This is a genomic window from Thauera sp. JM12B12 (assembly GCF_039614725.1).
Classification (GTDB): Bacteria; Pseudomonadota; Gammaproteobacteria; order Burkholderiales; family Rhodocyclaceae; genus Thauera.
This window is the reverse complement of record NZ_CP154859.1, coordinates 1,802,902-1,829,430: the sequence shown is the minus strand read 5'-3', so window position 1 is coordinate 1,829,430 and position 26,529 is coordinate 1,802,902. Positions and strand designations below refer to the sequence as shown.

General features: G+C 69.8%; 23 protein-coding genes. 16 read left to right on the top strand and 7 right to left on the bottom strand.

The features are described 5' to 3' along the window. Positions 1-7: 7 nt before the first annotated feature. A complete protein-coding gene (locus AAG895_RS08190) occupies positions 8-406 on the bottom strand; it encodes a type II toxin-antitoxin system VapC family toxin (protein WP_345795002.1) in 399 nt (132 codons plus the stop codon). After that, entirely contained in the window at positions 406-642 is a 237-nt protein-coding gene (locus AAG895_RS08185; RefSeq protein ID WP_345795001.1) for a type II toxin-antitoxin system PrlF family antitoxin, read from the bottom strand. Before AAG895_RS08185 ends, AAG895_RS08190 begins: the two co-directional genes overlap by 1 nt. Before the next feature lie 150 nt (positions 643-792). Between AAG895_RS08185 and ettA the strand changes: the two genes are divergently transcribed. The 15 genes from ettA (at position 793) to AAG895_RS08110 (ending at position 20,860) form a co-directional block, all read left to right on the top strand. Beyond that, positions 793-2,457 (top strand): energy-dependent translational throttle protein EttA, encoded by a 1,665-nt coding sequence (ettA, locus tag AAG895_RS08180; protein ID WP_345795000.1) that lies wholly within the window; start codon positions 793-795, stop codon positions 2,455-2,457. Positions 2,458-2,712: 255 nt separating this feature from the next. Continuing rightward, complete coding sequence (locus AAG895_RS08175) at positions 2,713-2,991, top strand: hypothetical protein (RefSeq protein WP_345794999.1); 279 nt, start codon at positions 2,713-2,715, stop codon at positions 2,989-2,991. Between the two features lie 55 nt (positions 2,992-3,046). Beyond that, positions 3,047-4,387, top strand: a complete 1,341-nt coding sequence (locus AAG895_RS08170; protein ID WP_345794998.1) for a pilus assembly protein TadG-related protein — start codon at positions 3,047-3,049, stop codon at positions 4,385-4,387. Continuing rightward, entirely contained in the window at positions 4,384-5,466 is a 1,083-nt protein-coding gene (locus AAG895_RS08165; protein WP_345794997.1) for a hypothetical protein, read from the top strand. Before AAG895_RS08170 ends, AAG895_RS08165 begins: the two co-directional genes overlap by 4 nt. 13 nt (positions 5,467-5,479) lie before the next feature. Then, positions 5,480-6,214, top strand: coding sequence for a hypothetical protein (locus tag AAG895_RS08160; protein ID WP_345794996.1), 735 nt, complete (start codon positions 5,480-5,482; stop codon positions 6,212-6,214). Continuing rightward, positions 6,211-7,002, top strand: coding sequence for a hypothetical protein (locus tag AAG895_RS08155; RefSeq protein WP_345794995.1), 792 nt, complete (start codon positions 6,211-6,213; stop codon positions 7,000-7,002). The genes AAG895_RS08160 and AAG895_RS08155 overlap by 4 nt, the downstream gene beginning before the upstream one ends. Then, complete coding sequence (locus AAG895_RS08150) at positions 6,999-7,181, top strand: hypothetical protein (RefSeq protein WP_345794994.1); 183 nt, start codon at positions 6,999-7,001, stop codon at positions 7,179-7,181. The genes AAG895_RS08155 and AAG895_RS08150 overlap by 4 nt, the downstream gene beginning before the upstream one ends. Beyond that, positions 7,178-8,038 (top strand): Flp pilus assembly protein CpaB, encoded by an 861-nt coding sequence (gene cpaB / locus AAG895_RS08145; protein ID WP_345794993.1) that lies wholly within the window; start codon positions 7,178-7,180, stop codon positions 8,036-8,038. The genes AAG895_RS08150 and cpaB overlap by 4 nt, the downstream gene beginning before the upstream one ends. A gap of 101 nt (positions 8,039-8,139) precedes the next feature. Further along, positions 8,140-9,543: a pilus assembly protein N-terminal domain-containing protein gene (locus AAG895_RS08140; RefSeq protein ID WP_345794992.1), complete on the top strand. Its 1,404-nt coding sequence runs from the start codon at positions 8,140-8,142 to the stop codon at positions 9,541-9,543. An 18-nt stretch (positions 9,544-9,561) separates the two neighbouring features. Beyond that, positions 9,562-11,325 carry an ATPase, T2SS/T4P/T4SS family gene (locus AAG895_RS08135; protein WP_345794991.1) on the top strand — a complete coding sequence of 588 codons (1,764 nt, stop codon included), beginning with the start codon at positions 9,562-9,564 and terminating at the stop codon, positions 11,323-11,325. Positions 11,326-11,404: 79 nt separating this feature from the next. Further along, entirely contained in the window at positions 11,405-12,253 is an 849-nt protein-coding gene (locus AAG895_RS08130; RefSeq protein WP_345794990.1) for a type II secretion system F family protein, read from the top strand. Then, positions 12,250-13,161, top strand: a complete 912-nt coding sequence (locus AAG895_RS08125) for a type II secretion system F family protein (RefSeq protein ID WP_345794989.1) — start codon at positions 12,250-12,252, stop codon at positions 13,159-13,161. Before AAG895_RS08130 ends, AAG895_RS08125 begins: the two co-directional genes overlap by 4 nt. Before the next feature lie 83 nt (positions 13,162-13,244). After that, positions 13,245-14,543 (top strand): DUF192 domain-containing protein, encoded by a 1,299-nt coding sequence (locus AAG895_RS08120; RefSeq protein ID WP_345794988.1) that lies wholly within the window; start codon positions 13,245-13,247, stop codon positions 14,541-14,543. A 79-nt stretch (positions 14,544-14,622) separates the two neighbouring features. Then, the gene (locus AAG895_RS08115; RefSeq protein ID WP_345794987.1) at positions 14,623-20,154 is read left to right on the top strand and encodes an RHS repeat-associated core domain-containing protein; all 5,532 of its coding nucleotides are present in this window, start codon (positions 14,623-14,625) and stop codon (positions 20,152-20,154) included. Between the two features lies 1 nt (position 20,155). Further along, the gene (locus tag AAG895_RS08110) at positions 20,156-20,860 is read left to right on the top strand and encodes a hypothetical protein (RefSeq protein WP_345794986.1); all 705 of its coding nucleotides are present in this window, start codon (positions 20,156-20,158) and stop codon (positions 20,858-20,860) included. 35 nt (positions 20,861-20,895) lie between these two features. On the opposite strand, the gene AAG895_RS08105 is transcribed toward AAG895_RS08110, so the two are convergent. The 5 genes from AAG895_RS08105 to AAG895_RS08085 are packed head-to-tail and all read right to left on the bottom strand — an operon-like array spanning position 20,896 to position 25,620. Further along, a complete protein-coding gene (locus tag AAG895_RS08105; RefSeq protein ID WP_345794985.1) occupies positions 20,896-21,210 on the bottom strand; it encodes a DUF1992 domain-containing protein in 315 nt (104 codons plus the stop codon). 14 nt (positions 21,211-21,224) lie between these two features. Next, a complete protein-coding gene (locus tag AAG895_RS08100; RefSeq protein ID WP_345794984.1) occupies positions 21,225-22,067 on the bottom strand; it encodes a DUF364 domain-containing protein in 843 nt (280 codons plus the stop codon). Then, the gene (locus tag AAG895_RS08095) at positions 22,064-23,743 is read right to left on the bottom strand and encodes a VWA domain-containing protein (RefSeq protein ID WP_345794983.1); all 1,680 of its coding nucleotides are present in this window, start codon (positions 23,741-23,743) and stop codon (positions 22,064-22,066) included. The genes AAG895_RS08100 and AAG895_RS08095 overlap by 4 nt, the downstream gene beginning before the upstream one ends. 19 nt (positions 23,744-23,762) lie before the next feature. Continuing rightward, complete coding sequence (locus tag AAG895_RS08090) at positions 23,763-25,214, bottom strand: AAA family ATPase (RefSeq protein WP_345794982.1); 1,452 nt, start codon at positions 25,212-25,214, stop codon at positions 23,763-23,765. Between the two features lie 19 nt (positions 25,215-25,233). Then, positions 25,234-25,620 carry a DUF2237 domain-containing protein gene (locus AAG895_RS08085; protein ID WP_345794981.1) on the bottom strand — a complete coding sequence of 129 codons (387 nt, stop codon included), beginning with the start codon at positions 25,618-25,620 and terminating at the stop codon, positions 25,234-25,236. 273 nt (positions 25,621-25,893) lie between these two features. Here AAG895_RS08085 and AAG895_RS08080 point away from each other — a divergent pair, with 273 nt between their 5' ends. Further along, positions 25,894-26,514 (top strand): response regulator, encoded by a 621-nt coding sequence (locus AAG895_RS08080; RefSeq protein ID WP_345794980.1) that lies wholly within the window; start codon positions 25,894-25,896, stop codon positions 26,512-26,514. The last annotated feature ends 15 nt before the right edge of the window (positions 26,515-26,529 follow it).

Genomic DNA, 26,529 nt, shown 5'->3' with positions numbered 1-26,529 from the left:
ACACGACTCAAGGCGTCACAAGCTCGACTAACGGAAAATACTGACGGTACTTGCGCGCATCGCGCGTAAGGATTGGCCAGCCTTCGACCGCTGCATGCGCGCCGATGAGGAAATCGGCCAGCACGTTGGTCCGCCGGCCGCCGTTACGGCGATAGGCGACGAAGGCCTTGCCCGCGAGAAAGAGCGCCGGCCTGGGGATCTCGACCACTTCGACGCCGAAATCCGTGACCGCCTCATCCAGCGCCTCGACGGTCGAGAAGGTCAAGGAAAGTTCGGCATAGATGATGGGGTTGATCGCAAGACGATGCACCTGCGACTGCCGACGCAGCATGTCGATGGACCAATCCGCCCACTGCGGATCGTCTTCCAGCACATCGATGAGCACATTGGTGTCGACAAGCAGCATCAGTCGTCGCCGCGCAGCAAGGCCATCAGGTCATCCGTCCGCCACTTGACGTCGGCCTTGCCGCGCATGCGCTCGAAGCGATCATCCTCGTCTCTTATTTCACCGGGGCGCGTCAGGACGACCTCGCCCTCGCGATTGATGCGGAACTCGATCGCGCAGCCGGGCTCGAGATGCAGCGCGTCGCGGATGTGCTTGGGGATCGTCACCTGCCCCTTGCTCGTCAGTGTGGTGTGCATGTCGTTCCCTCCATCCTGCAGTTCTTACACGTCGGCGCAGGGTAATACCCCATTCGGCTAACCGCAAGTTCGATGCGTGCCCGCCGCCGCCCACTCGGGTAGACTTCCGCCTTTTCCGCCCCACCGAACACCGCCAACGAGGTACCCGTAGTGGCCCAATACGTCATGTCGATGCTGCGCGTGAGCAAGATCGTTCCGCCCAAGCGTCAGATCATCAAGGACATTTCCCTTTCCTTCTTCCCCGGCGCCAAGATCGGCCTGCTCGGCCTCAACGGCTCGGGCAAGTCCACCGTGCTGCGCATCATGGCCGGCGTGGACAAGGAATACGACGGCGAGGTGCAGTGGCTCGCCGGCCAGCGCATCGGCTACCTGCCGCAGGAACCGGAGCTCGACCCCGCCAAGACCGTCAAGGACGAGGTCGAGGCCGGCCTGGGCGAGATCATGGAGGCGCGCCAGAAGCTCGACGAGATCTACGCCGCCTACGCCGAACCGGATGCCGACTTCGACAAGCTCGCCGAGGAGCAGGCCAAGTACGAGAACATCCTGGCCACCGCGGGCAGCGACGTCGAGACTCAGATGGAGATCGCCGCCGACGCGCTGCGCCTGCCGCCCTGGGACGCCGTCATCGGCAATCTGTCGGGCGGCGAGAAGCGCCGCGTGGCGCTGTGCAAGCTGCTGCTGTCCAAGCCCGACATGCTGCTGCTCGACGAACCCACCAACCACCTCGACGCCGAATCGGTCGAGTGGCTGGAGCAGTTCCTCACCCGCTTCCCCGGCACCGTGGTGGCCGTCACCCACGACCGCTACTTCCTCGACAACGCCGCCGAGTGGATCCTCGAACTCGACCGCGGCCACGGCATCCCCTGGAAGGGCAACTACTCGTCCTGGCTGGAACAGAAGGGCGAGCGCCTGGCGCAGGAAGCCAAGCAGGAAGCCGCGCACCAGAAGGCGATGAAGACCGAGCTGGAGTGGGCACGCTCCAACCCCAAGGCGCGCCAGGCCAAGTCGAAGGCCCGCCTCGCCCGCTACGAGGAAATGGCGAGCGTCGAGTACCAGCGCCGCAACGAGACCCAGGAGATCTTCATCCCGCCCGGCGAGCGCCTGGGCGACAAAGTCATCGAGTTCCACAACGTCAGCAAGGCCTTCGGCGACAAGCTGCTCATGGACAACGTCAGCTTCAGCATCCCGCCGGGCGCCATCGTCGGCATCATCGGCCCCAACGGCGCCGGTAAATCGACCCTGTTCAAGATGATCGAGGGCCGCGACCAGCCGGACGCCGGCACGGTCGAGATCGGCCAGACGGTCAAGATCGCCGCCGTCGACCAGACCCGCGAGGGCCTGGCCAACGACAAGACGGTGTTCGACGCCATCGCCGACGGCGCCGACGTGCTCACCGTGGGCCGCTTCGAGATGCCCAGCCGTGCCTACATCGGCCGCTTCAACTTCAAGGGCGGCGACCAGCAGAAGATCGTCGGCAACCTCTCCGGCGGCGAGCGTGGGCGCCTGCATCTCGCCAAGACCCTGATCCAGGGCGGCAACGTGCTGCTGCTCGACGAACCCTCGAACGACCTCGACGTCGAGACCCTGCGCGCGCTCGAAGACGCGCTGCTCGAGTTCGCCGGCTGCGCGCTGGTGATCTCGCACGACCGCTGGTTCCTCGACCGCATCTGCACCCACATCCTGGCGGCCGAGGGCGACTCGCAGTGGACCTTCTTCGCCGGCAACTACCAGGAATACGAAGAGGACAAGAAGAAGCGCCTCGGTGAGGAAGGCGCCAAGCCGAAACGGATCCGCTACAAGCCGATCGCGCGCTGACCGCCTCTTCCGAGACGTCACCCACCCCGAAGCCCGCTGCAGCGAACCTGCAGCGGGCTTTTTCGTTGCCGGCAGCTCGCGTGCCAGTGGGCGCAAGCTCCGTGGGAGCGGGCTTGCCCGCGAGGGGGGCGCCTGCTCCTGCGGCATTCGCGGGCAAGCCTGCCCCCACGCCATCGGCAAAAGGCTAATTGCATATTGACTATGCATTTTTCATTTGACATCATCATGCCATCTTCATCAACGGACGGCACGATCATGTCGACAGCACGGCGCAGCACCCAGCGGCAGAACCAGCGCGGTCAGGGCATGACCGAGTACATCATCATCGTCGCGATGATCGCCGTCGCCGCGATCGCGGTTTACCAGTATTTCGGGCAGACGGTCCGCAACCAGACCGCCGCGATCGCGCAGGAACTCTCCGGCAAGGACGGCACCACCGCCAAGAACGCGGCGCAAACCGCCTCCGACAAGGCCAGGACCGTCGGCGACCAGAAGCAGACGCTCGACGCCTACGTGAACCAGGTCGGCAAGTAAGCGAGCCGCGGTCGCGCACGCTCGTCATCCACCACACCAGCAGCCAGCGCGGGCGATGCGCGGATTCGATCGACGCCGGCAGCGGGGACAGATCCTGCCCCTGACGCTCGTCCTGCTGCTCGCGGTCGCGGCGACCCTGCTCTACATGTTCAACGGCGGCCAGCTCGTACAGGAAAAGCTGCGCCTCACCAACACCGCCGACGCGGTCGCCTACAGCGCCGGCGTGCACACCGCCCGCATGCTCAATTACGACGCCTACGCCAACCGCGCCATCATTGCCAACGAGATCGCCATCGGTCAGGCGGTCGGGCTGGCGTCGTGGATGAAATACATGGGCACCTCGGCGGCGGCGATTCGCCCTTACCTCTATCTCATCCCGGGGGTGGGCAACACCCTCGCCGAGGGGATGCGACACGTCGAGACCGAGATGGACCGCGTCACGCCGCTACTGGCCGGCGCGGTCGCGCGTCATGACGCCGCCATCCAGGCGCTGGCGCTGTCGCAGCAGCTGATGCACGGACCGGGCGACGGGGCCGCGGTCGCGAGCCGCCTTGCCCTGATGCAACGCGTGGCGAGGGAGAACGACCCCCGCGCAGTGGTCGACCCCGTGCCGATCGACGACGACCTCGCGGGCTTCACCGCCGCCCGCTCGACCCGTGAGGAACGCCGGCGCATGGGCGCCGTGGTCGATCACAGCCGCGAGGCTTTCCTGCGAACTCGCAACTGGAACTTCGGCCTCGTCGTGCTGTGCAACGGCATCGAGCTGCGCAAGCGCGGCAGTACCGAGCTGATCGACCTCGTCGACGGCTGGAAGTCCATGGACACCCTGTCGGCACATCACCACCGCGTCCGCCGCTGGCGTTGCCGGCGCAGCGAGCGGCCAATCGGTTACGGCTCGGCCGCATCCGCCGACGAACTGCCCGAGCGTGCCTACGGCTACGGCGGTTCGCGCAGCACCAATCCGCGCGCGAGCGCACTTGCCGACAGCCCCGCAGGGCTCGCCCGGGGGTTCGTGCCCCCGACCCTGGGCGGGGGCGCCATTCCCACCTTCCGCGCGCTGTCGCCACGCGCGCTCGACCTGGACGACCCCAGGACGCGGCTCACCATCCGCGTCACCAAGGCGAGCGCCGATCAACGCTTCTCGGGCGGATCGAGCAGCGTCAGGCCCGACGGACGGCTGCGCCTGTTCGACGGCGCGATGATCGGCGGATACAGCGCCGCAATCGCGAGCGTGGAAGTCTTCTTCGAGCGCCCCGACGCCGGCAACACGCTCGAGCCCGGGCGCAGCGAGCTCGGCAGCCTGTTCAACCCTTACTGGCAGGCGCGCCTCGCCCCGGTGTCCGCCGCGGCCCGTGCCCAGGCCCAACTGCGCCAAGGCAGCGCCCAGCTCCCATGACCGGCTACTTTCCCCGAGATCTCTTCCGGCCTGCCTCCTGCGCGTCCCGCTCCGGCCGCTTCGACGCCCTGCTCGCTGCCGCTCTGCTGCTCGCAGCCGGCAGCGCCGCAGCCGCCGGTGCGGTCGAGGGCGGCTACGAGATCCGTCGCGAGGGCGACTCGCCCTACCTGAAGGAGGTCTGGCAGCAGGCGGTCCACGCGCAGCGGGCCGGCTGCATCGCGAAGGGCATTCCGTTCCGGCTGGTCGGCGACATCGGCACGGCCACCGACGCGGAGATCGTCGAGTACCACCATCCCGGCCTGCGCCGATCCTCGGAATACACGCGGTACAGCGAACCCGTGACGCTATCGGAATGCCATGTCGAACTGCGCTATCGCGAGATCACCCGGATCACGCATTTCGACGACAGGACACGGACCGTGTTCACGCATGAGGTCGACCCCGCGCGCGGTCCCCAACCCTGGCGCCGGCTCACGCAGCCTCATCTCGATGGCGAGACGATCGGCCTGCTGCGGCAGGCGTTCTCCCTCGATCAGCTGGTTCCACCGCGGATGCGCGGCACCGAAGTCACGATGGCCGACACGCCGGGACTCGAGGACGATCGCATCGCCGGCAGGGCATGCCGCTGGCGCCACACCCGCTCCCCGGTCGAGCGCCACAGCTGCGTGCTGCGGGAGGGCATCGGCATGCCCATCGACGAGAGCCTGAGCGGCGAATACGGCGGCGTTGTCGACGGCCGCCGAATCGTGGTGAACCGGTCGAAGGTGGTGCGCTTCGAGGGCCCGGTGGCCATTCCGGCGAACGTGTTCGAACCCGGCGACGCCGATCAGCGCGACGAGCCCGATGACGAATGGCAGGAAGCGGAGGGCGATGCGCTGGCGACCCACTTCGACGCACTGATCGAGGAATGGTGCGCCATCGAGACCGAGCGCCGTGGCGGCATCGCCTGTCAGCCCGGCGGCGCCGGCCTCTCCGACCCGCGGGTTCGAACCGCCATCATCGCCTGGTGCGCCGAAGAAGCCACGCGCACCGGCGTCAACCGATGCGAGAAAGGCAGCCATGCGTCGATCCGACGATAGCGGGCGGCGGCCCATGCGGTGCATGCACGGCCAGTCGAGCACCGAGTTCCTGGTGCTGGGGCTCGTCCTGCTGCCCCTCTTCCTGATCGTGCCGCTGCTGGGCAAGCAGCTCGACATCGCGCACGCTGCCGCGAGCGCCAGCCGCTACGTCGCCTTCGAAGGCACGGTCCGCAACGGGGGCAGCCTGCAGCCATGGAAGTCCGACGCCGAGCTGGCCGCCGAGGTACGGCGGCGCTTCTTCGGCGCAAGCACTGCGCCGCTCAAGACCGGCGACGTGGCTGGCGACTTCGCCGCCCATCGCAACCCCTTGTGGACCGATCATCGTGGGAACGCGCTGCTGCCCTCCTTCGCGGCCCATGTCGGCGCGGCAAGCCTGCGCAGCCAGCTGACGGCACCGACCGGTGCGGCGTTCGCGTCGGCCATGGGACTGGACACCGCCAATCTGCACACCGGCTCGGTTCGCGTGCGGGTCGCCGACATCCCCGGCCTCGCGCCCTTCGACGCGCTCGGCCTTTCGATCGAGCGTCAGACCACGGTGCTGGTCGATCCATGGTCCGCCTCCGGGCCGGAAGCGGTACGCCGTGCCCTGCGCCGGGAACGCTGGACACCGACGAGCCCCTTCCCGTTCGGCCTGCTCGAGGTCGCCGCCTCGCCCCTGAAGCTCATCCCGCTCGTGCTGGACGGGGCCGATCTGCCCGAGATCGGTCGTGTCGACCCCGACCTCATCCCCACGGACCGCCTGCGATGAAGCCGGCCTTCCCGCCCGCGACCGAACCCGCCCCCACGCGGTCAGCCCCTGCCGCGCGCCCTCGGCTCGCCACGCGCGCGCGGCGCACGCCCCTGCTTACCCGCGCCCTCTGCTTCATAACGCAGCTCGTCGCGCTCGTCCTCTCACACCTTGCCCCTGCGCAGGCGGCCAGCGCCACCGCGTGGCCCGAACTCACGCACCCGCAGGACGCCGTCGTCGAACCCGTGGACGGCGAGATCCTCCTCAATGGGGTACCGATGCGGCTGACACGGGTCCGTGTCGCCGCGCCGCCCGGCACCGTGGCCGGGCACTATCGCCGCGCGCTCGGCGGCGGCTCGGTCGTGGCTCAGGCCGGAACCCATCGGGTGCTCTCGCAGGCACGCGGCGATTTCCTCATCACGGTGACCCTCACGTCGCTCGCCGATGGCGGGAGCGAAGCGCTGGTATCGATCGCCGACGCCCGCGCCGCGCGCGGGGCTGGCAGCCGGCGGCTCGGCTTCGCCCTGCCGGCCGGCTCCGAGCTGCTTTCAGACATGCAATCCATCGACGGTCGCATCGCCTCGCGCCAGCTCGTGCTGGCGAACACGCACAGTCTGGAGGGCAACCTGAGGCACCTCGCTGCGAGCCTCTCCCGTCTCGGCCTGCAGCCCGAGGGGCCGGCGCTCGCCAACACCGCCGACACCCACGCCCAGGCCTTTCGCGGCCCGGGCGGCGAGGCACGACTCGTCCTCGTGCGACGCGACGGCACCACCAGCGCCGTGCTCACCGTGCTCTCTCCAGGCCCATGAACCGCAACCCCGTCAACGCCTGCGGCCAGGCACTCGCCGAATACCTCGTCGCACTCCTCGTGCTGACCCTGCTGCTCGGGGTCGCCTTCGGCGGCGAGGACGCCGCCATAAACGCCCTGCTCGACGCAATCGGCACCGCCTTCGCGCGCCAGAGCGCCTTCATGTCCCTCCCGCTATGACCACTCCGTCCCCCGCCGCCATGCAGACCCGCAGCCGAAAGCACTGGATCGTCCTTGTCGTCGCCCTCGCCCTCGGCGTGCTCGCCGCGCTGGGTGCAAGCAACTACCTGTCGCAGAAGATGGCCGAGATCGAGGCGCGCAGCCAGGACGGCGACCTCGTGCAGGTGGTCGTTGCCAAGACCAGCCTGCCGAGCGGCGCGCCGATCGGCGCGGAGACCGTCGCCGTGCGCGAGATCCCGCGCACATGGGCGCATTCGGGCGCGATCACCCCCGACCAGTACGGCCGCGCCGAGGGCGCCGCCCTCGCCCACCCCGCCGCGGCCGGCGAGCCCATCCTCTGGGCCCAGCTCGAAGGGCGGCGCGCACCCAGTTTCTCGGCCCGCCTGCAATCCGGCCAGCGCGCAGTCACGGTACCGGTGGACGAGATCAGCTCGCTGTCGGGCATGGTCGAGCCGGGCGACCGCATCGACATCGTGGTCTCGGCGCGCAACGAGACGCGCAGCTTCACCTTCACGCTGCTGCAGAACGTGCAGGTGCTGGCCACCGGGAGCGTCGCCGATCCCGAGGCGCCCGAGACGCAGGGGCTGCCGCGCAGCTACACCACGATCACCCTCGACACCTCGCCCGAGGACGCCAAGCGCGTCATCGCCGCGCGCGAGATCGGCCGCGTCACCGCCCTGTTGCGCGCACCAGGCGATCTCGCGGCCGTCTCCGGAGCCATAACCGACGCCCGCAAGCTGCTCGGCCTGCCAGCCGGCGAAGACGGCGCGGTGAGCACCGTGCCCGTGATCTACGGCGGCGGCCCGATCACCAGCGGCCTGCGCATCGACGCGCGCGCCCAGGCACCGGCGGACTGATCCGGAGCCCGCGCCAGCGGCACGAGCGCGGACGACCCAACCCGCCCGCGCTCGACCGCCCATTCCCCCTTCCCGAGCCTCAATCCACCGCGACCGCCCCGATGCGCCTCCTGACCCGAACCCTGCTCCCGCTCCTCCTCACCCTTGCCCTGGTGCCCGCGAGCCTCGCCGCCGGCATGCCGGAGCTCACGATGTTCCAGGGCGAAACCCGCGTGCTTGCCGAACCCAACGCAGGGCGCCTCGCGGTGGGTAACGGCAAGGTGCTCTCGGCCGCGGTGCTGGACGAACGCGAGGTCCTGCTCATCGCCAACGAGGTCGGCGTGTCCGCGCTGCACATCTGGACCGCCAACGGCCGCAACCGCCGCCTCAAGGTCAACGTGGTGCCCGCCGAAACGCCGCGCGTGAACCGCGAGATCGCCGCCTTCCTCGCCAACATCCCCAACGCCCGCAGCGCGGTGATCGGCGACAAGGTCGTTGTCGAGGGCGACCACCTCAGCAACCGCGACCAGGCACGCATCGAGGAGCTCGCGCGGCGCTACCCGCAGATCATCAATTTCACCAACCCCGTGGGCTGGGAAAAGATGGTGGTGATGGAGGTCCAGATCGTCGAGTTCCCCATCAACATGCTGCGCGAGGTGGGGCTGAAGTGGAACGCCACGGGAGGCGCCGCGATCGGCGGTATCTGGATGCCCGGGCGGCGCGGCGACCAGGCGCTGCACATCGACATCCGCAGCGGCGCAGACGCCGCTCCGCCGATCGTCAATCCCGACGGCAGCGGCGGTCCCGTGCCGCTCAGCTCGAGCCTCAACGTGCTCTCGGCGCTCAACATGGGCCTCAATGCGCAGCTGCAGGCGATGGAGCAGAGCGGCTCGGCCAGCATCCTCGCCCAGCCCATCCTCTCCGCGCGCAACGGCGCCGAAGCGAGCTTCCTGGCCGGCGGGGAGTTTCCCTACAGCGTCAGCAACGTCAACGGCACCACCATCCAGTTCAAGCCCTACGGCATCCGGCTCGAGATCTCGCCCACCGTGGACCACAACGGCGTGATTCGGGCCCGCATCATGAGCGAGGTGAGCGACCTCGACCTTTCCGTGATGGGCGAGTCCGGCCCTGCCCTGCGCACCCGCAAGACGGCGACCGAGTTCAACGTCCTGGAAGGCGGAACCATCGTCCTCAGCGGCCTGCTCAGCCGGGACGTCAGCGCCTCGATCGACAAGGTGCCCTTGCTCGGCGACATCCCGGTGCTGGGGGCCTTGTTCCGCTCGCGCCGTTTCCAGAACAACGAGACCGAGCTCGTCGTCTTCGTCACCCCCTACGCGGTGGACAAGCACAGCCTGGGCCAGGCCGAAAGCATGCTGCGCGCCCGCCAGCGCCTGGCCGAGGCCCCGCGCGCCACGGCGCCGGACATGGCGGCACTGCCCTGGCCCGCGGCCCCGGTGGAGGAGCGCAGCATCCCGGCTCCCGGCACCCGCCCGGCCGCAGACGACGCGCGCCCGTCGCAAGACTGAGCCGGAAGCGAGCCCGAGATGTTCCAGGTCACCATCCGCCATCCGGGCAGCGCCGCCCGGATCGAGACGATCACCGAGACCTCGGCGATCATCGGCAAGGGACGCGATTGCCGCCTGTACCTGCCCGGCTGGAAGGTGGGTCGCGAGCACGCGCGCCTTTATCGCACGCGCTCCGGGCTCTTCATCCAGGACCTCGGCCAGCTCTTCGGCACCAGCGTCAACGGCGTGCGCGTGCAGCAACACGGTCCGATCGCCGCCACCGACCGTATCGTGGTCGGCCCCTTCACCCTCATCATCGAGGACCAGCTGCCGCCGCTCGCTGCGGCATCCCGGCCGGCAGCCGAGGGCGAGGTCTTGCTCGACGGCGGCACGGTTGCCAGGAACGTCGCCGCGACGGACCGGAGCTCGGGTCACGCCTCGGGCGGCTCATCCAGCCCGCCACCCGGCCTGCCAGCAGGGGATCCCGCCCGCGCGTCCATACACAAGCGCACGCCCACCCTCGCGCCGTCCCCCGAACAGTACTGGCGCAAGCGCATCCACGAGGCCCTGCTCGACGCCATCGACTTGCGCCGGCGCGACCTCGTGCGCATGAGCGACGACGAGCTGCGTGCCGAGACCGAGGTGCTGCTGGTCGAGGTCATCGACAAGGAATCGGCCCTCCCGGACGGCCTCGACCGCGACAGCCTGCGCCGCGACGTGCTCAACGAGGCGGTGGGCCTGGGCCCGCTCGACGAGCTGCTCGCCGACGACGCGATCAGCGAGATCATGGTCAATCGTCATGACGAGATCTACCTCGAGCGCAACGGCCGACTCGAACGCCACCCCGGCAGCTTCACCAGCGACCGCGCGGTGCTCGGCGTGATCGAGCGCATCGTCACGCCGATCGGGCGGCGCATCGACGAATCCTCGCCGATGGTCGACGCCCGCCTCAAGGATGGCTCGCGGGTCAACGCCATCATCCCGCCGCTCGCGCTCAAGGGGCCGGCGCTCACCATCCGCAAGTTCGGCCGCAGGCTGTTCTCGCACGCGGATCTGGTCGCGCTCGGGACGATGAGCGCCCCGATGGCGGAATTCCTGCGCATCTGCGTCGAGCAGCGCAGGAACATCCTGATCTCGGGCGGCACCGGCTCGGGCAAGACCACGCTGCTCAACGTGCTATCGAATTTCATCCCCGACGGCGAACGCATCATCACCATCGAGGACGCCGCCGAGCTCCGACTGGCGCACTCCCACCTGATCAGCCTGGAGGCGCGCCCCGCAAACGCCGAAGGGCGTGGCCAGATCGCGATCCGCGACCTGGTCAGGAACGCGCTGCGCATGCGCCCCGACCGCATCGTGGTCGGCGAGTGCCGAGGCGGCGAGGCCCTCGACATGCTGCAGGCGATGAACACCGGCCACGACGGCTCGCTCACCACCTTGCACGCCAACAGCCCGCGCGATGCCCTCGCCCGCCTCGAGACCCTGGTGCTGATGGCCGGCATGGAGTTGCCACTCACCGCCATCCGCGACCAGATCGCCGCCGCGATCGACATCGTCGTCCAGCAGGCTCGCCTGCCCGACGGCCGGCGCGCGGTCACCGCCGTCGCCGAGATCACCGGCACCGAATCCGGCCGCATCCAGTTCCAGGAGCTGTTCCGCCACGAGCAACTCGGGCGTGAGGCGGACGGCCGCGTGCGCGGCCGCTTCGTCGCCTGCAACGCCGTGCCTGCCTTCTACGAGACGCTCGGCGGCGCGGGCGTGGCGCTCGATCTCTCGCTGTTCACCGGGGCCGAGAACGCATGAACGCGCACGCACGACCGACGCCGGGCAAGCACCTGCGCTCGCCGCACAGGGGGTCGGATTGCAGGAGGAGACCCCACCCGTGAACCTCGCCCCCCTCCTCCTCGCCGTCGCCCTCACCGTCGCCCTGCTGGCATGGTCGCTGGCCGATCTCGGCAGCCGGCTTCTTACCGCATGGCGCCAGCGCTTCACCCGTGAAACGGGGTTTCGGCTGCGCGAACTCTTCCTCTTCGTCGATCCGGCCCGCCTCTATGCGCTGAACCTTGCGGTCACCATGCTTGCTGCGGGCCTCGGCTGGCTGGCGAGCGGCAGCCTCGCGCTCGCGCTCATCATCGGCCTGTTGCTCGCGATCTCGCCCGGCGCGATCTTCCGCTGGCTGCGCGCGCGCCGGCTCGAGCGCATCGAGCAACAGCTGCCCGATGCCTTGCAGATGCTCGCCGGCACTGCGCGCGCCGGGCTCTCGCTGCCGGCCGCGATCCGCCAGGTCAGCACCGAGCTCGCGCCGCCGCTGCAGCAGGAGTGGCTGCTCCTGCAGCACGAGCAGCGCCTGGGGGTGACCCTCGACGATGCGCTCGAGAACCTCGCCCTGCGCGTGCCGGTGCAGCCGGTCAAGCTCATGGTGTCGGCCATGCGCATCGCCTCCGAGACCGGCGGCGGGCTGGCCGAGACGCTCGAGCGCACCGCCACCACGCTGCGCAGCCAGCACGCCATGGAGCTGAAGATCCGCGCGCTCACCGCCCAGGGCAAACTCCAGGCCTGGGTGGTGGGCCTGCTGCCGGTATTTCTGCTGTGGGTGCTCGCGCGCCTGGAGCCCGACGCCATGGCACTGCTGTGGTCCACCCGCCTGGGCTGGGGCGTACTCGCCGCCGTGCTGGTCATGGAGATCATCGGCGTGGTGCTGATCCGCCGCATCGTGAGCATCGACATATGAGCCCCGAGCCCTCGCCAACGCTTGCGCTGCCCCCCGACTGGGTCATTGCCGCCATCGCGCTCGCCACCGGCCTGTCGGTAGCCTTGGTCGCCTGGCTGCTGTCGCGGGCGGCCGCAGCCGTCCCGCGCCAGGACCGCCTCTGGCTCGATGCCCCGCCACCGGGCTACCGGCTCGTCTGGTGGCCTGTGCAATGGGCGGCACACTACCTGCGCACGTTGCTGCCCGAGCGCCCCACGCAGACGATCCTCGGCCAGCTGCGCCTTGCCGGACTGGACTACGCCCTCGACCCCGCCCAGTTCGTGGCCGGATGCCTTGTCTGGGCGCTGATCTGCGCCGCCATCGGCGCGTGGCTGGCCGACACCTTCGGGCTCGCGCCTGGCATGCCCCTGCTCGCCGGCATCGCGCTGGGCTGCATCTTCCCGCGCGTGTGGCTACGCGACCGCATCCTGGCCCGGCGCCGGCAGACCTTCAAGGCGCTGCCCTTCATGCTCGACCTCATCACCCTGTGCGTCGAGTCCGGACTCAACCTCAACAGCGCCTTCGCCCAGGCCGTCGCCAAAGGCCCCGTCGGCCCGCTGCGCGACGAATTCGCCCGCCTCATGCGCGACGTGCGCGCGGGTCGCGCACGCAGCGAGGCCCTGCGCGAACTCGCCGCCCGCCTCGACATGCCCGCGGTATCGAACTTCGTCACCACCCTCATCCAGGCCGAGGCCACCGGCATGAGCCTCGGTCCCATCCTGCGCGCCCAGGCCGAGCAGCGCCGCACGGAGCGCTTCGCCCAGGCCGAGAAGCTCGCCATGCAGGCCCCGGTCAAGCTGCTGTTTCCGCTGCTGTTCTTCATCTTCCCATGCGTGTTCGCGATCCTGATGTTTCCGATCGCGATGAAGTTCATGGGGGCGGGACTGTGAAGTCGCCCGCATCCATGCGCCCTGGGGAGCCAGGTCAGGTCGGCCACGCGGCAGCGGCTTCGCCCGCCGCACCGGCAGCACTCGTGGTTCGCTGCGCCAAGCGCTGGCCAGACCGCCTGCGCGGCCTGCTCGGCAAGCCGCCGCCGGCGTCCGGCCACGGGCTTCTCATCAGCCCCTGCGCCTCGGTGCACACCGCCTTCATGCGCTATCCGATCGACGTCGTCTTCGTCGCCCGCCACGGCCGCATCCTGAAGGTGGTCGAAGCCCTGCGACCGTGGCGCGCGGCCGCCTGCTGGCGGGCCCGACACACGCTCGAGTTGGCCGCGGGCGAGGCGCGCCGCCTGGGTCTGATGACCGGCGTACGTGTCGCGATCCCATCTTCCGACCCGCCAGACCCGAGCCCGGTGGGAGCGGGCTTGCCCGCGAATGCAGCCCGACAGGATCCGGCACCTCGAGCACAGCGCGGTGCCACCCTGGTCGAATTCGTCGTGGTCGGTCCGCTGGTGCTGTTCATCCTCCTCGTGCTGATGCAGTACGCGCTGCTCTTCCACGCCAGGAGCCAGCTGAATTACGCCACCTTCGAGGCCGCCCGCGCGGGCACCGTCGCCAACGCAAGGCCCGCCGCCATACGGGCCGCCTTCGAGCGCGCGATGACCGGCTACCACGGCGGCGGCACCACCACCGCCGAACTGGCGGCCGCGCTCGCCAGGGCAGGCGCCGAAGCGCCCTTCACCCGCATCCAGGTGCTCTCGCCCACCCGGGAGAGCTTCGACGACTACCACAGTCCTGCGCTCGCCGCGCGCCTGGGGAACCCCGGGCGGGTGATCCCCAACACCCACCTTGCCTACCTCGTGTGCCCGATCGATCGCCCCGGCTGCCGCAGCGACCCGGCCGCCAACGTCAGCGGCCAGACGCTGCAGGACGCCAACCTGCTCAAGCTGCGCATCACCTACGGCATTCCGGTGGGAAAGCAGATCCCGCTCGCCGGTCCGTTCATGGCGCGCGCGATCGCTGCGCTCGACCCCGCCGACGGCGACGCCTTCCGCGCCGGGCTTGTCGCCAGCGGGCGCATCCCGGTGGTTGCGCACACGGTCATGCGCATGCAGTCACCCGCGATCGAGACCGGCAACCCCTCCGCGCCCGGCCCTGGCAACGGCGGCACCCCCATCGATCCCGGTCCGCCACCGCAGGGATCGGGCTTGCCCGTGTGTGCGGTGACCGACCCGGCATGCACGACAGCGCCACGACCGCTACCCGAATCCGGACAGCCGCCCGGCGGCTGCGACCCGCTGACCGACCCAGGATGCCCGTCATCGCCCCAGCGCTGCGAGGCCCCAGCAGATTGGCTGCAGGACGCCCTGCGCCCGGCAACCACGTCCTGACCACGACCTCGCCCACATGCCCCTCGCGCCAGAACGCCTTCGCAGCGCACACGCCCGCGGCCTCCTGGCCCACGGCCTGATGAGCCTGCTGCTCGCCCTCCCCGCAGCCAGCGCTGCCGAGCTTTCTGCAGGTAGCCCCGCTCCTTCGGCGTGGGCGACCCGGTCCTTGCCAGCGTCGAGCGTGTCGCCCGCAGCCTGTGCGCCGCGCGACGGCGGCGATCCGACCGCCGCGCACCCCTGCGACAAGCCGCCCCCCGCAAGCCAGCAAGACCCGGACGGCGTGGACCGCAGCGCGGGCAATCCGATCGACGTCATCACCGGCAACAAGTACCAGCGCGAAACGGACCTGCCCGCGCTGCCCGGGGTGCTCGGCATCGAGATCGTGCGCCACTACAACAGCGCCCAGGCGGACACCGAGGCGCCGCTCGGCTTGCTGGGGCGCGGCTGGCGGCTGTCGTACGAGACCGAGCTGTCCGTGCGCGGGGCGCAGGTGCACATCGTTCAGGCAGACGGCACACGCCTGGTGTTCGCCCCGGATGGCGAGCGACCGCAACGCTACCGCCACGCCGACCCCGCGCGCGGCCAGGTGCAGGCGCTTGCGACCGGCACCGGCAAGCACGCGGGCGGCTATCGCTGGACCTGGCCCGAGGGGCGCGAACTCGACTTCGACAGGCACGGCAGGCTGGTGCAGATCCGCATGCCTACCGGCGAATTCCTCAGCCTCATGCGCGGACCGGATGGCGCCCTCGTCAAGGTCACCGACCCGCAGGGGCGCAGCCTGAGTTTCGAGTACGCCCCACGCAGCAGCCGCGGGTTCCGCGGCGTGGTCGCGATCACGACGCCGCTCGGCCGCTTCAGCTACGCGCACCAGAACGAGCGCGCACTTCCCGGGCTAAGCAACCTGCTTGCCGTCAAGCACCCCGACGGCACCGTCCGGAGCTACCACTACGGCGCCGAGCGCGGCGAATCCGCGCCGGCCTGGCCACACCATCTGACCGGAATCTCCCTCACGGCCACGCCATCTGCCCACAGCGCGGGCGAAGCCGACACGCAGCGGCTCTCGACCTACGCCTACGACCTCGCCGGGCGCGCGATCATGAGCGTGCCCGGCCTGCCGCGCACGCTCGAGGCTTCCGGCCAGCCCCGGCCGGGCACCGGCACCGAGCAGGTCGATCTCGAATTCATCGCCGCGGATCGCACCGTGCTCACCAACAGCCTCGGCCAGCGCACCCTCTACCGCCACACCCGCATCCATGGCGAACCTCGCGTCGTGGAGGCGATCGGTCCTGGCTGCACGCGCTGCGGCGAGACCAACGTGCGCTACAGCCACGACGCGCACGGCCGGCTTATCCGCGTTACGCGGCTCGATCCTGCCGGCCAGCCGCTCCTGGCCACCGGCCTGTTGCGCGATCACCGCGGCCGCGTGCTGCGCAGCACGATCCAGGCCTTCGTCGGCGGCAAGCCACAGCCCGAGCAGCTGCTGGCGCGCTACGAGTACGCGGGCGATTCGCCCAGCCCCGTGCTCGTCGCACGCCCCAGCGTGGTCCGGGGGCGCGAGCACCGGCTGCAGCTCGGCTACAACGAGACTGGCCAGGTCACGCGGATGGTGGAGCGCGGGTTCAGTCCGCTCGATGCCGCGGGCGAACCCGTCGCCGACCCCGGGCTGGCGACGCCGATCGAGCGCAGCAGCAGCTTCACCTACACGCGGATCAACGGCCGCTCGCTGCTCACCGCCGCCGACGGACCACTGCCGAATGGTCCTGCAGGTTCGCCCTCCGACTCCGACGTCACGCGTCTCGAATGGGATGCGCAAGGAAACCACCTCACCGCGCTCACCCTGCCCGGGGGGCGGCGCAGCACACTCGAGCAAGACCCCGCAACCGGCGCTCTGGCGGCCGTGCGCAATGAGGAAGGCGTCGTCACGCGCTACACCTATAACCTGCGCCTGCAGCCGACGGCCTTGCACCAGGCGGGCCCGGGGCCGGGCACTGGCCATGCGCAGCACCTGGACTACGACGCGCTCGGCCGCCCGGTGGCCGCACGCAACGCCTCGGCGCCGGCGGCGAACTGGCTCCAGGCCTGGGACGAGCGCGGCCGCCTGCGCTGGCACGCCACCGCCCTCGGCATCCTGCACAGCTTCCGCTACGACGGCGAAGGGCGGATGGTGGAGCGCAGCCGGCGCAGCGCGCGCCTCGAGCAGGCCGAGTCCCTGCACTACGACGCACAGGGCCGACTCGTCTCGGTGCATGACAACGCCGGCCGCGGCCGCCGCTGGCACTACGACGCGGACGGACAGCTGCAGCATGCGATCGACGCCGACGGCCTCGTCCACCCCGCGCGACCCTCGCCTGCGGCGGGCGCCGACGGCACGGCTCCCACCGACGCCGTCCGCCACCTCCGCGACGATTTCGGCCGCGTCGTGTGGCGACGCAGCCCCGATAGCGGAATCGTGCTGCATGAATACGACGCCCTCGACCGCCTCGTGGCCATGCGCGACGCCCGCGCCAACCACGCTCGCTACGACTACGACAGCGGGGGCCGCATCGTGCGCCAGCGCATCACCGATGCGCGTAGCGGCGCCGTCGAGGAGACGCAATGGGCCTACGCGGGCGGCCGCCTCGTCGCGCTCGCGCACCCCACCCAGCGCGAACGCTACGAATATGACGCCCGCGGGCTGCGCAGCGCACGCGTCGTCACCCTGCCCACCGAACGCGGCGAGTTGAGCATCGTCACCCGCTACGAGCACGACGCGCGCGGGCAACTCGTCGCCACCACGCTCCCCGACGGCAGCCGCCTGCGCTACGCGCGCAACGGACAGGGGCAGGTCGTGGCGCTGACGCGCGCGCGCTCAGGCAGGCCGTGGGAAGGCGAACGGATCATTGCGCAAGGTTTCGAGCGCGACCTCGCCGGACTGCGCAGCCATGTCAGCGGCAATCGCATCCACACGCTCTACCAGCGCAGCCGCGAGGGCGTGCTCGCGCGCATCGTGCATCGACGCATCGGGCCGCAAGGGCTCCCGACCGCGACAGCGTCCCCGCTGCAATGGCTCGGCCGCAGCACGCGGGAGATCGCCGAGCACCTCCTGGGCATCGCGCCGGCGCATGCTCAACTTCCTGAGCCTCGTCCCGAGGCGCGCGCGCGGCCCGCAGCCAGCCCGGCGGATGACCCCGCCCTACTCGGCGCCCTCGGCCTCGAGGACGATCCGGCGGCACTCCTCGATCACCGCTACCTCTGGGATGTGCGCGGCAATCTCCTGAACAGCCGCCAGCGCGCGGCTGCCGAAGGCGCGCGGCCCAGTGCCAGCGGGCACGCCTACGACCGGCACGGTCGCCTGCTGGCCTCCGTTCGCGCGCAGGTCGATGGCCTCGCGCCCGCGCAGGAGACCGTCTGGCGATTCGCCTACGACGCCACCCAACGCCGCGTGCTCAGCCAGCAGGGCGTCCGCTCGCAGCAGGAACTGATCGCCGGCACCGAAACCCTTCGCTTCGAGTCCGGCACGCATCGGCGCACGGCCCCTTCCACACGCCCCTCTACATCCCACCTGCCCACCTCCGAACTGCCCGCCTCCGAGTCGTCTGCGTCGGCGCCCTCGACGGCCGCCCCATACACCGCGAGCGGCCAGCCCGAGCGCTGGGGCGAGCGCGAATACCGCTGGGACGCCCGCGGCCGCCTTGCCGAAGTCCGCGCGCATGGCCGCGTGCTCGCCCGCTACCGCTACGACCACCGCGGCCTGCGCAACACGCGGCAGGTCGGCGCGCGCACGACGCACACGATCTACGACGAGCACCACCAGCCCCTGGCCGAACTCGACGCCGACGGCCGCATCCTGCGCCAGTTCATCTGGCTTGCCGACCTGCCACTCGCCGTTATCGACACCCCGCAGGGCGCGGTGCCGGCGCAGCCCGCCCGAGGCTTCGCGACGCAGGTCACGGGCGAGTTCCTCGGTCTGCTCCGCACGGCCTTCACGGCTCCCGAGCGCATCGTCTGGCTGCACGGCAACCACCTCGGCGCGCCCGAACTCGCCACCGACGCCAGCGGCCGGGTGCTCTGGCGCGCCCGCTACGCCCCCTTCGGCGCCGCCACCATCGAGTCGCGGGACTTCACTCTGGATCTGCGCCTCCCCGGCCAGGTCTTCGACGCCGAGACCGGACTGCACTACAACCGTGCGCGCTACTACGACCCCGAAGCGGGCCAGTACCTCACGCCCGACCCGCTCGGCACGCCGGACGGGCCGAATCCGTACGCCTACGTCGCGTTCAATCCATTGCGGAATGTGGATCCGGAGGGGTTGATCCTGTTCGCGTTCGACGGGACGGACAACAGCGATGATCCGACGTGGCTGAGCAAGAAAGGGAACACGCTTAGCAACGTCGTAAATTTTCGAGATGCCTACAACGACGGCGCAGCCCGCTATGTCACAGGAGTAGGTACTGACCACGCCGGGCGCGACACGTACGGCGATATCATCTCGCGAACCTACGATGTCGGAGTGATTCCCGATCGCGGCGGCAATTACTCCGGCCCGGACCGCGTTCAGCGGATGATCCTGTATGCCAACGAGGAAGCAGATGGCTTCGACGACGAAACGGTGATGAACATAGACATTATCGGCTTCAGCCGCGGCGCTGCTCAGGCGCGCCACTTTGCCAATCGGCTGGCGTCAGCGACCAGAGACGGGTGGTATCTCTACTTCAAGCATGACCGCGATGGCTCGCTCCAAATCAAGGATTCCCGACCTGTCGCCGCCTGCCAACGGGTCAACTTCCGCTTCATGGGCCTGTTCGACACCGTATTGTCCACGAACCGCAGCCATGTGGCCTACGACCTGAGCATTCCCGCCGAATTTTCCTACGTCGCGCAGGCGGTTGCTTTGAACGAATACCGAAGCGCGCCGGCTGGCTCCGATGCATTCTGGACAGCGCCTGGAAATTTTCTTTTCTGGGATGACACGCGTATAAACCTGCCGGATGACAACCACTACGGAGGCTTTCAACTCGAAAGCATTGGTGCCAGCACAAACCGGATCGGCCAAGTGCGCATCGAACGTGGATTCATCGGCGCACACGCCGACATCGGTGGCGGCTATGGAGATGACGATGGTTTAGCGTCGGTGGCGCTGAACTGGATGGTTGCGCAGGCGCAGCTCGCAGGCGTGGCGATGAATCTGAAGCAGCTGCGCCCCATTGACTTGGGCACCCCATTGGTCCACGACCAAAGCAACGTGATCCGCTTTGGCGACCCGCGGGATGGACCGCCGACGTTTGAAGTGCTCAATGGCGATCGACCACGTTTGATTACGCGTACTTACGCACTGGAGGACCGCCAGGTTCATGGTGGGCTGGGCGGCGGGACACAACGAACTCAGACCTTTGGTGGCGCAGAAGGCCGGGACAACCGCAGTATGGTCAGCGCCGAGACCCACCAGTTCATCAGCTATCTGCCTCGCCGCCCGGACAACGTTGAGGCATTGACCTTACCGACGAACAGCATCGGCGGCCTTCAGGGCGCGCCAATGCATTCCAGTCCAAGCAACGCAACCGGGACAGTAGACATGCCCGCCTACTTGAACTGGTTGCTCGAACACGGCTACGTGTTCGCGGGAGATCGTTGAGATGAATCATCATCGCAGACGTATCCTAAAGTCGCTGCCCGCTCTACCCGCACTGCTCACCAGCTGCCATTCGGATCAAGCTGACCCTGCAGTAGCAAACGACCTGGACGGTGCATTGCGTTACAAATTCCGCGGCATACGTGGCGGAGAGAAGCGCATCGACGCGTTCAAGGAGGAGGCTGGCGTCGCACTTTACCTTGAGTCGGGTCTGCTCTTTGCCGCCGGAGTCTTCAATAAAGGCGCGAAAACCTCTGGATATGGTGGCGGTTCTGCCGGCGACCAACTTGTCGTACCGAAGACGCTGCGATTGGTCAGATATTCCGAGGATTCGCGGAGGCGCGGCGGCATCCGGGAACCCGCCTACGACGGCACCCCGATCCTCGACGTCACCGTCCCGGTCGCCGAGCGCATTCCGGACGAGGTCCTGGACCGGATCCGCAAATACAAAGGCTCGCTCATACTCAAGTTCCGCATCCACCCGAAGACGCTGATGGTGGCCTGGGAGGTGAGAAACGGTCGGAGCTATCCGTTCAAGCGCGACGAGTGGGGCAACGCCTACACCACGGATGAAGATGACATGGTGGGAGGAGATTTCTGCGAGCGGCGCGTGCAGAACCGCATCATCGACGGGCGCTCGGTGCTGGTCGAATCGAAGGGCTGGTACATCGACCCCGAGACCGGCCAGCGCATCGAGGCGGATTTCTGACCCGACCGGTCGCCCCTTTCACGTGAGACGCTTCCCTACCCCCGGCTCATCTCCTGCAACTGAATGATCAGCATCGCCAGCCGCCGGCGCAGCGCGCGGCGGCGCGCGTCGCTCTCGGCGAGCGCCTCGATCTCGGCCCGCAGCGCAGCGATCTCCTTGCGCAGGCCGATCTCCGGAGGCGTGAAGCCGGCGTTGCGCAGGATGTGATTGACCATGCGCTGCTCGGGCGAGACGAAGAGTTCGTCGTCGAACACCAGCGGTCGCCCCGCGCCGGGCAGATTGTCGAAGTCGCCGCTGCGCAGTGCATCGAGGATGCGCTGCTCGGCGAGGATGTCGAAGATCGAGGCCATGGCGCCGGCGCCCTTCAACGCCCGGACGGCAGGCCCGGCCAGTCGCCTGCGGTGAGCGCGAACTTGTATGCGAAGGCGCTCCAGGATTCGCCGCGACGGAGGGCATCGATGAAGCCCTGGCGGTCGGTGATCCAGCTGCCGCCGACCACGGTGACGCCGCGCATGAACAGCGGGTCCGGCAGGCAGCCGGCGCTGGGTCCGATCAGCACGATGCGGTCGGCACGGCGGCAATGCGCGAGGATGTCATCGACGGTGTGGTTGAGCAGGATGGTGCTGGTCGACAACACCTTGTTGCAGTCCTCGAGCGCCGCTGCATCCAGGGTCACGCGGTAGGCGTCGTAGTGGCCCACGTACTCGGGATTGAGCTCGACCACGGTGAGGCGCGCGCCGGCGGCGGTGACCTGCTTCAGGAGCGGCGAAAACAGCCCGACCATGCCCAGATGGTCGCCAGGCTGCGGATCGATTCCCCCGATCGAGTCGCCCGCGCGCGGCGGCGCGAAGCCCATGCGCTCCATGACCGTGCGCGACAACGCATTGGCGGCGGCAAAACCCAGCGTGCGCTGGATCCCGGCCTCCGCGCCAGCGCCGGGCGGCGCGGCGAAGGCGCGCGCAAGGGTGAGCGCGTCCATGCCGGCAAGCTGCTGCGCCCCGTGTCCGCTCGCGAGCTGTGCAAGCGTGTCGCCGAGCAGCACATAGGAGATCCCGAGTGCGCCGTCGTCCAGTTCGAGCGCGCAGAACTCTCCGTTCTTGGAGGCCGCGGCCTCGGGAGGCGGCAGATGGAGCGCGCGCACGCGCGGCACCGGCTGGCCGGCGATGGCACGTTCGAGCGCGGAGACGAGGTCGGCGGCGAAGCTCACGGCAGATCTCCTCGGCGTTGCCCGGCGCGCACCGCTGCAGCCGCGGCCTCCGGGCTGAGCGTGCGGGCGCGGTTCTCGGCATTGCGCAAGGCGCCCGGGAAATAGGTCGCAGTCAGGCTGCGCGAGTGCACCGGGGAACCGCCGACCTCGAGACCCTCGCCACGCGACGCGGCGCCGTCGCCCGCGTGGCCGTAGCGTCGCCAGTCGCGCACCCAGTGGATGTCGTCCGCGAGTTCGAGCAACCCGATCGTCTCCCGATCGCCGATCAGGATGCCCTGCACGCGCAGCCCGCGCGCACGGCGGGCTGCGTCGACGCGGTCGGCAAGCACCGGCGTGGCCCCGAACTCGCCATCGGACGCGATGAGCAGGTCCGCCCGCTGCCACTCGGCCTCCTCGAGCCGGGCGAGCGCACGCTCGAGCGGCGCGCAGATGTCGGTACCGCCGCCAAAGCTCTGGCCGAGGAAACGCGCCAGGCGCTGCACGCCCTCGACGTCGACGCCGAGGGCCATCTCCACCACCTCGTCCGGTCCGCCGAAGGCGAAAACGTGGCATGCACGACCCTCGGCATGCGCGCAACGCACCGCCTCGAGCACCACCGCCTTCGCCACCGCTTCGGCGCCGCCCTGCATCGAGCCGGAGGTGTCCACGCAGATCAGCATCGGGCCGGCCTCCAGGCGTCGTCCCGGCGCCGGACGCAGATCGGGGCGCAGCGCCGAGGCGCGCGCGCGGCGTACCTCCTGCAGCCGATCGTCGTCCTCGTAGGTGAGCAGCGTGCGCTCGGCATGGCGCGCATGCCAGACCAGGCGCAGCTGCGGATGGCCGAGCAACATCGCCTCCGCGGGCAGCATGCGCGCCACCCGCCCGGATCGATGCACGCCGCGCGTCTCGCCCGGCATGTCGGGCACGCGCAGACGGCGGGCGACGGTGCGCGCGCGCTGTGCCGGGGACGGAAGCGGCTGCAGCGCCTGGCTCAGCACCGCCTCATCCTCGCTGGGCGCGCTGCGGCCAAGCGCGCGAATGATCCGCACCAGCTCCGGCAAGCGTTCGATGAGCGCGCGGATTCGCACCACCTCGCGCCACTCGCTGCTGCGCAGCAGGCCGCGAAGCGCATCCCAACGGGTGTTCTTCATCAGGTCGCCGAGATCACCGAAGGCCGCGATCAGCTCGTCGAGCTCGCCGCAGCGCTCGCGCCAGTCGTCGGCGAACGCGGCCACCGCCATCGCCTCTGCCTCGCGCACCGACGCGCCGCGGTCGCGGTAGTCGACGACGAGATCGAGGTGGAAGAGCAGGCCTTGCAGGACGGTGTCGGCGAGCTCGTCGCGGCCGGCACAGTACGCGGGCAGCTCGAGCGTGGCGAAGACTGCGCGCAGTTCGCGGTCCAGGGCGGAGTGGGGTTCGCCAGCCGGCTGGACGTCCATTCCGCACGCGAGCCGGCCCGCGCCCATGGCGGCGGGCCAGCCCGGCGTCGGTGGCGGCAGGGCCCCGCGCAGCAACGCCATCCGCCAGGCCTCGAGCGCTTCCAGCCGCGGCACCAGCTCGCCCGCAGCATGGGTCAGCCCGCCCAGCCACAGGCTGCGCGGCAGGCGATCGAGGGTCGCGAGCGGGGCCTCCCGCGCCTCGAAGAGCCGCGGCCGGGGCAAGCTTGCGGAGATGGAGGCAGCTGCCGGGCGGTCCATGCCGATCCTGTGCGCCCCTTCAGTCGGCCAGGGGCTCGTGTTCGATCGCCGCCGGCCGCAGGCCTGCCCCGTCGAGACGCGGCAAGGCTTGGAACCCGGCCCGTGCGGTGGAGGCACGCTGCTCGAGCCCGGCGAGTGCGGCGGCGACGCCGCCGAGGTTACGCTCGGCAGCTGCGATGAATCCGGGGTCCGCCCACACGGCCTGCGCCGACCAGCGCGCCAGCGATTCACGCCGTGCGTCCAGCTCCTCGCGGTAGCCGGCGAGACGGTCCAGCAGCGCGTCGATCTGTCCGGTGCGCGCGGCGACGTGGAGCACGCCGTAGCGACGCTTGCGCGCGTAGGTCATGCGCAACGCCGCCGCACCGCCCTTGGCATCGCCGATCTCGCCCGCAAGCGCCCCCGCCTGCGCGCCGGTGTCGTGTTCGTGGAAGACACCATCGCGCGCCGCCACGTCCACCGCCGAAAACCGCAGGCGACCCGCCTCGTCGTAGTCGAGGTCGTTGGCTTCGCGTTCGGCCTTCAGCTGCGCCTCGAACGCCTCCACCACCCGCGTCAGTCGTGGCGGCGAGAAGGCCGCGCGCACGCCGAGCCGGGCAGCGAGCCAGTCCGCCACAGCCTGCTGGCCCGCGACGTCGGCAGCGACGCAGAACGGCACCACGCCGAGGTCCCATTCCTCCACTGCCGCCCTGCCCTCGCTCGCCGCCGCCATGCGCAGCAGCAGGCCGATCTTCACCCAGCGCCGGTCGGAGACGTAGTGCGTCTCCTCCGCGAGCCAGGCGCGCAGCTCGCCCAGGCGGTCAAGGACTTCGGCCGACAGGCTCAGCCGCATTGCCGCCGCCAGCAGCGCGGCGCGCTCGGCCGCACCCAGCTGCAGCACCGCCGGCACGCTCCCGAGCTCGCCGGCGTCGGCGACGTATCCCTCGCCGAGCAGCGCACGAAACCCCACCCCGCTCACCGGTCCTACGCTCAGGCGCAGGAGGAAACGGTCGAAGAAGGCCTCGGCGACCTCGTCCTCGGGCACCTGGTTGGTGGCACCGATCACGCTGATCAAGGGGCAGCGCATCCTGCCTGCGCCATTGTCGAACTCACGCTCGTTGAGGAGCGTCAGCAAGGCATTGAGGATCGCGCTGTTGGCCTTGAACACTTCGTCGATGAACGCCACCGCGGCGTCGGGCAGGAAGCCGGCGACATGGCGCTCGTAGCGATCCTCCTCGAGCGCCCGGATCGACAGCGGACCGAAAAGCTCTTCGGGCACGGTGAAGCGCGTAAGCAGGCGCTCGAAGTAGCGCGCCTCCCGAAACGCGCGGTGGATGCGCCGCGCGAGCGCGCTCTTGGCGGTGCCGGGCGGGCCGATGAGCAGGGTGTGCTCACCGGCGAGCGCCGCGAGCAGGCACAGGCGCAGGACGTGCCGGCGCTCGACCAGCCCGGTCTCGAGCGCGTCGAGCAGTCTGGCGAGGCGCGTGCGGTCCATCGTCGGCGCCCTCGCGGCCTCAGGCGCCCGGCCCCTGGGTGGCGCCGTAGGCGTGCGCCTTCAGCGTCTCGAGATCGACGATGCGCAGCGCCGCCTCGTGCGTGGCCTCGAGCACCACCGGCGGAGCCACCCCTGCTTCCAGCGCTTCCTTCCAGCGCAGCGCGCACAGGCACCAGCGGTCGCCGGGCTGGAGACCGGCGAAGCGGTATTCCGGGCGCGGTGTCGACAGGTCGTTGCCGACCGAGCGCGAAAACGCCAGGAACGGTTCGGTCACCCGCACGCAGACGACGTGCCGGCCGAGGTCGTCCGGCCCGGTCTCGCAGCATCCGGTGCGATAGAACCCGGTCAGCGGGGAATAACTGCAGGCGAGCAAGGGCCCGCCCAGTACGTTTCTCGATGCATTCACGCTCACGCGATCCCCTCCATGTGTCCGTGCCGCGGCGCGGCGCTGCAGGCCGCAACGGGTTCATGCCCGCGTCACCCGGCCTTTCATTGTAGCGCCGGGCCGAAGGCTCGCGACGCTTGCCGCCAGCGCCGACACGCCCAGCTTCCGACCGGGCTCGCGTGCTCGGGTTCGCCGTCCGGCCGGCCTGCGCAATCTGGCTGCAAATGGCCGGTTCATCCCAAGCGCAGCGCTGTTTCTGATATTTTTCGTCCTTTTGGTCGAATCAACGCTTCCATGGCCGACAAGTCCGACCCCTCCCGCGAATTCATCAGTACCGCACAGGCGGCCAAGCAGCTCGGGCTCTCCCTCGGCGCCGTCCAGCAGATGGTCGAATGCGGCACGCTGGCGGGCTGGAAAACCGCCGGCGGGCATCGGCGCATTCGCCAGGATTCGGTCGACGCCCTGCTCGCCCGCGCGCGCACGCCCGGCGCGATTCCGCGCAAGGCGAACACAAGCGCCCGGCTGCGCGTGCTGGTGGTCGAGGACGACCGCCTGCTGCAGACCATCTACCGCGAGACCTTCATCGCCTGGGACGAACCGCTCGACGTGCGCGTCGTCGACCACGGGCTCGATGCGCTCGTCGAGGTCGGCCGCGAGCCCCCCGACCTGCTCATCGCCGACCTGCGCATCCCCGGCATCGACGGCTTCGAGATGATCCGCCGCCTGCGCGAGAACCCGCTCTGCGCCGACCTTGCGATCGTGGTCGTGTCGGGCCTCAGCGCCAAGGAGATAGCCGCAGCCGGCGGCCTGCCCCAGGACGTGACGGTCTACCGCAAGCCGATCCCGTTCCACGAACTGCACGGCTACATGCAGGCCCTGATCGCGCAACGCCGCCGCCAGCGCAACGCCGGCTGAACCGGACCCGAGCAG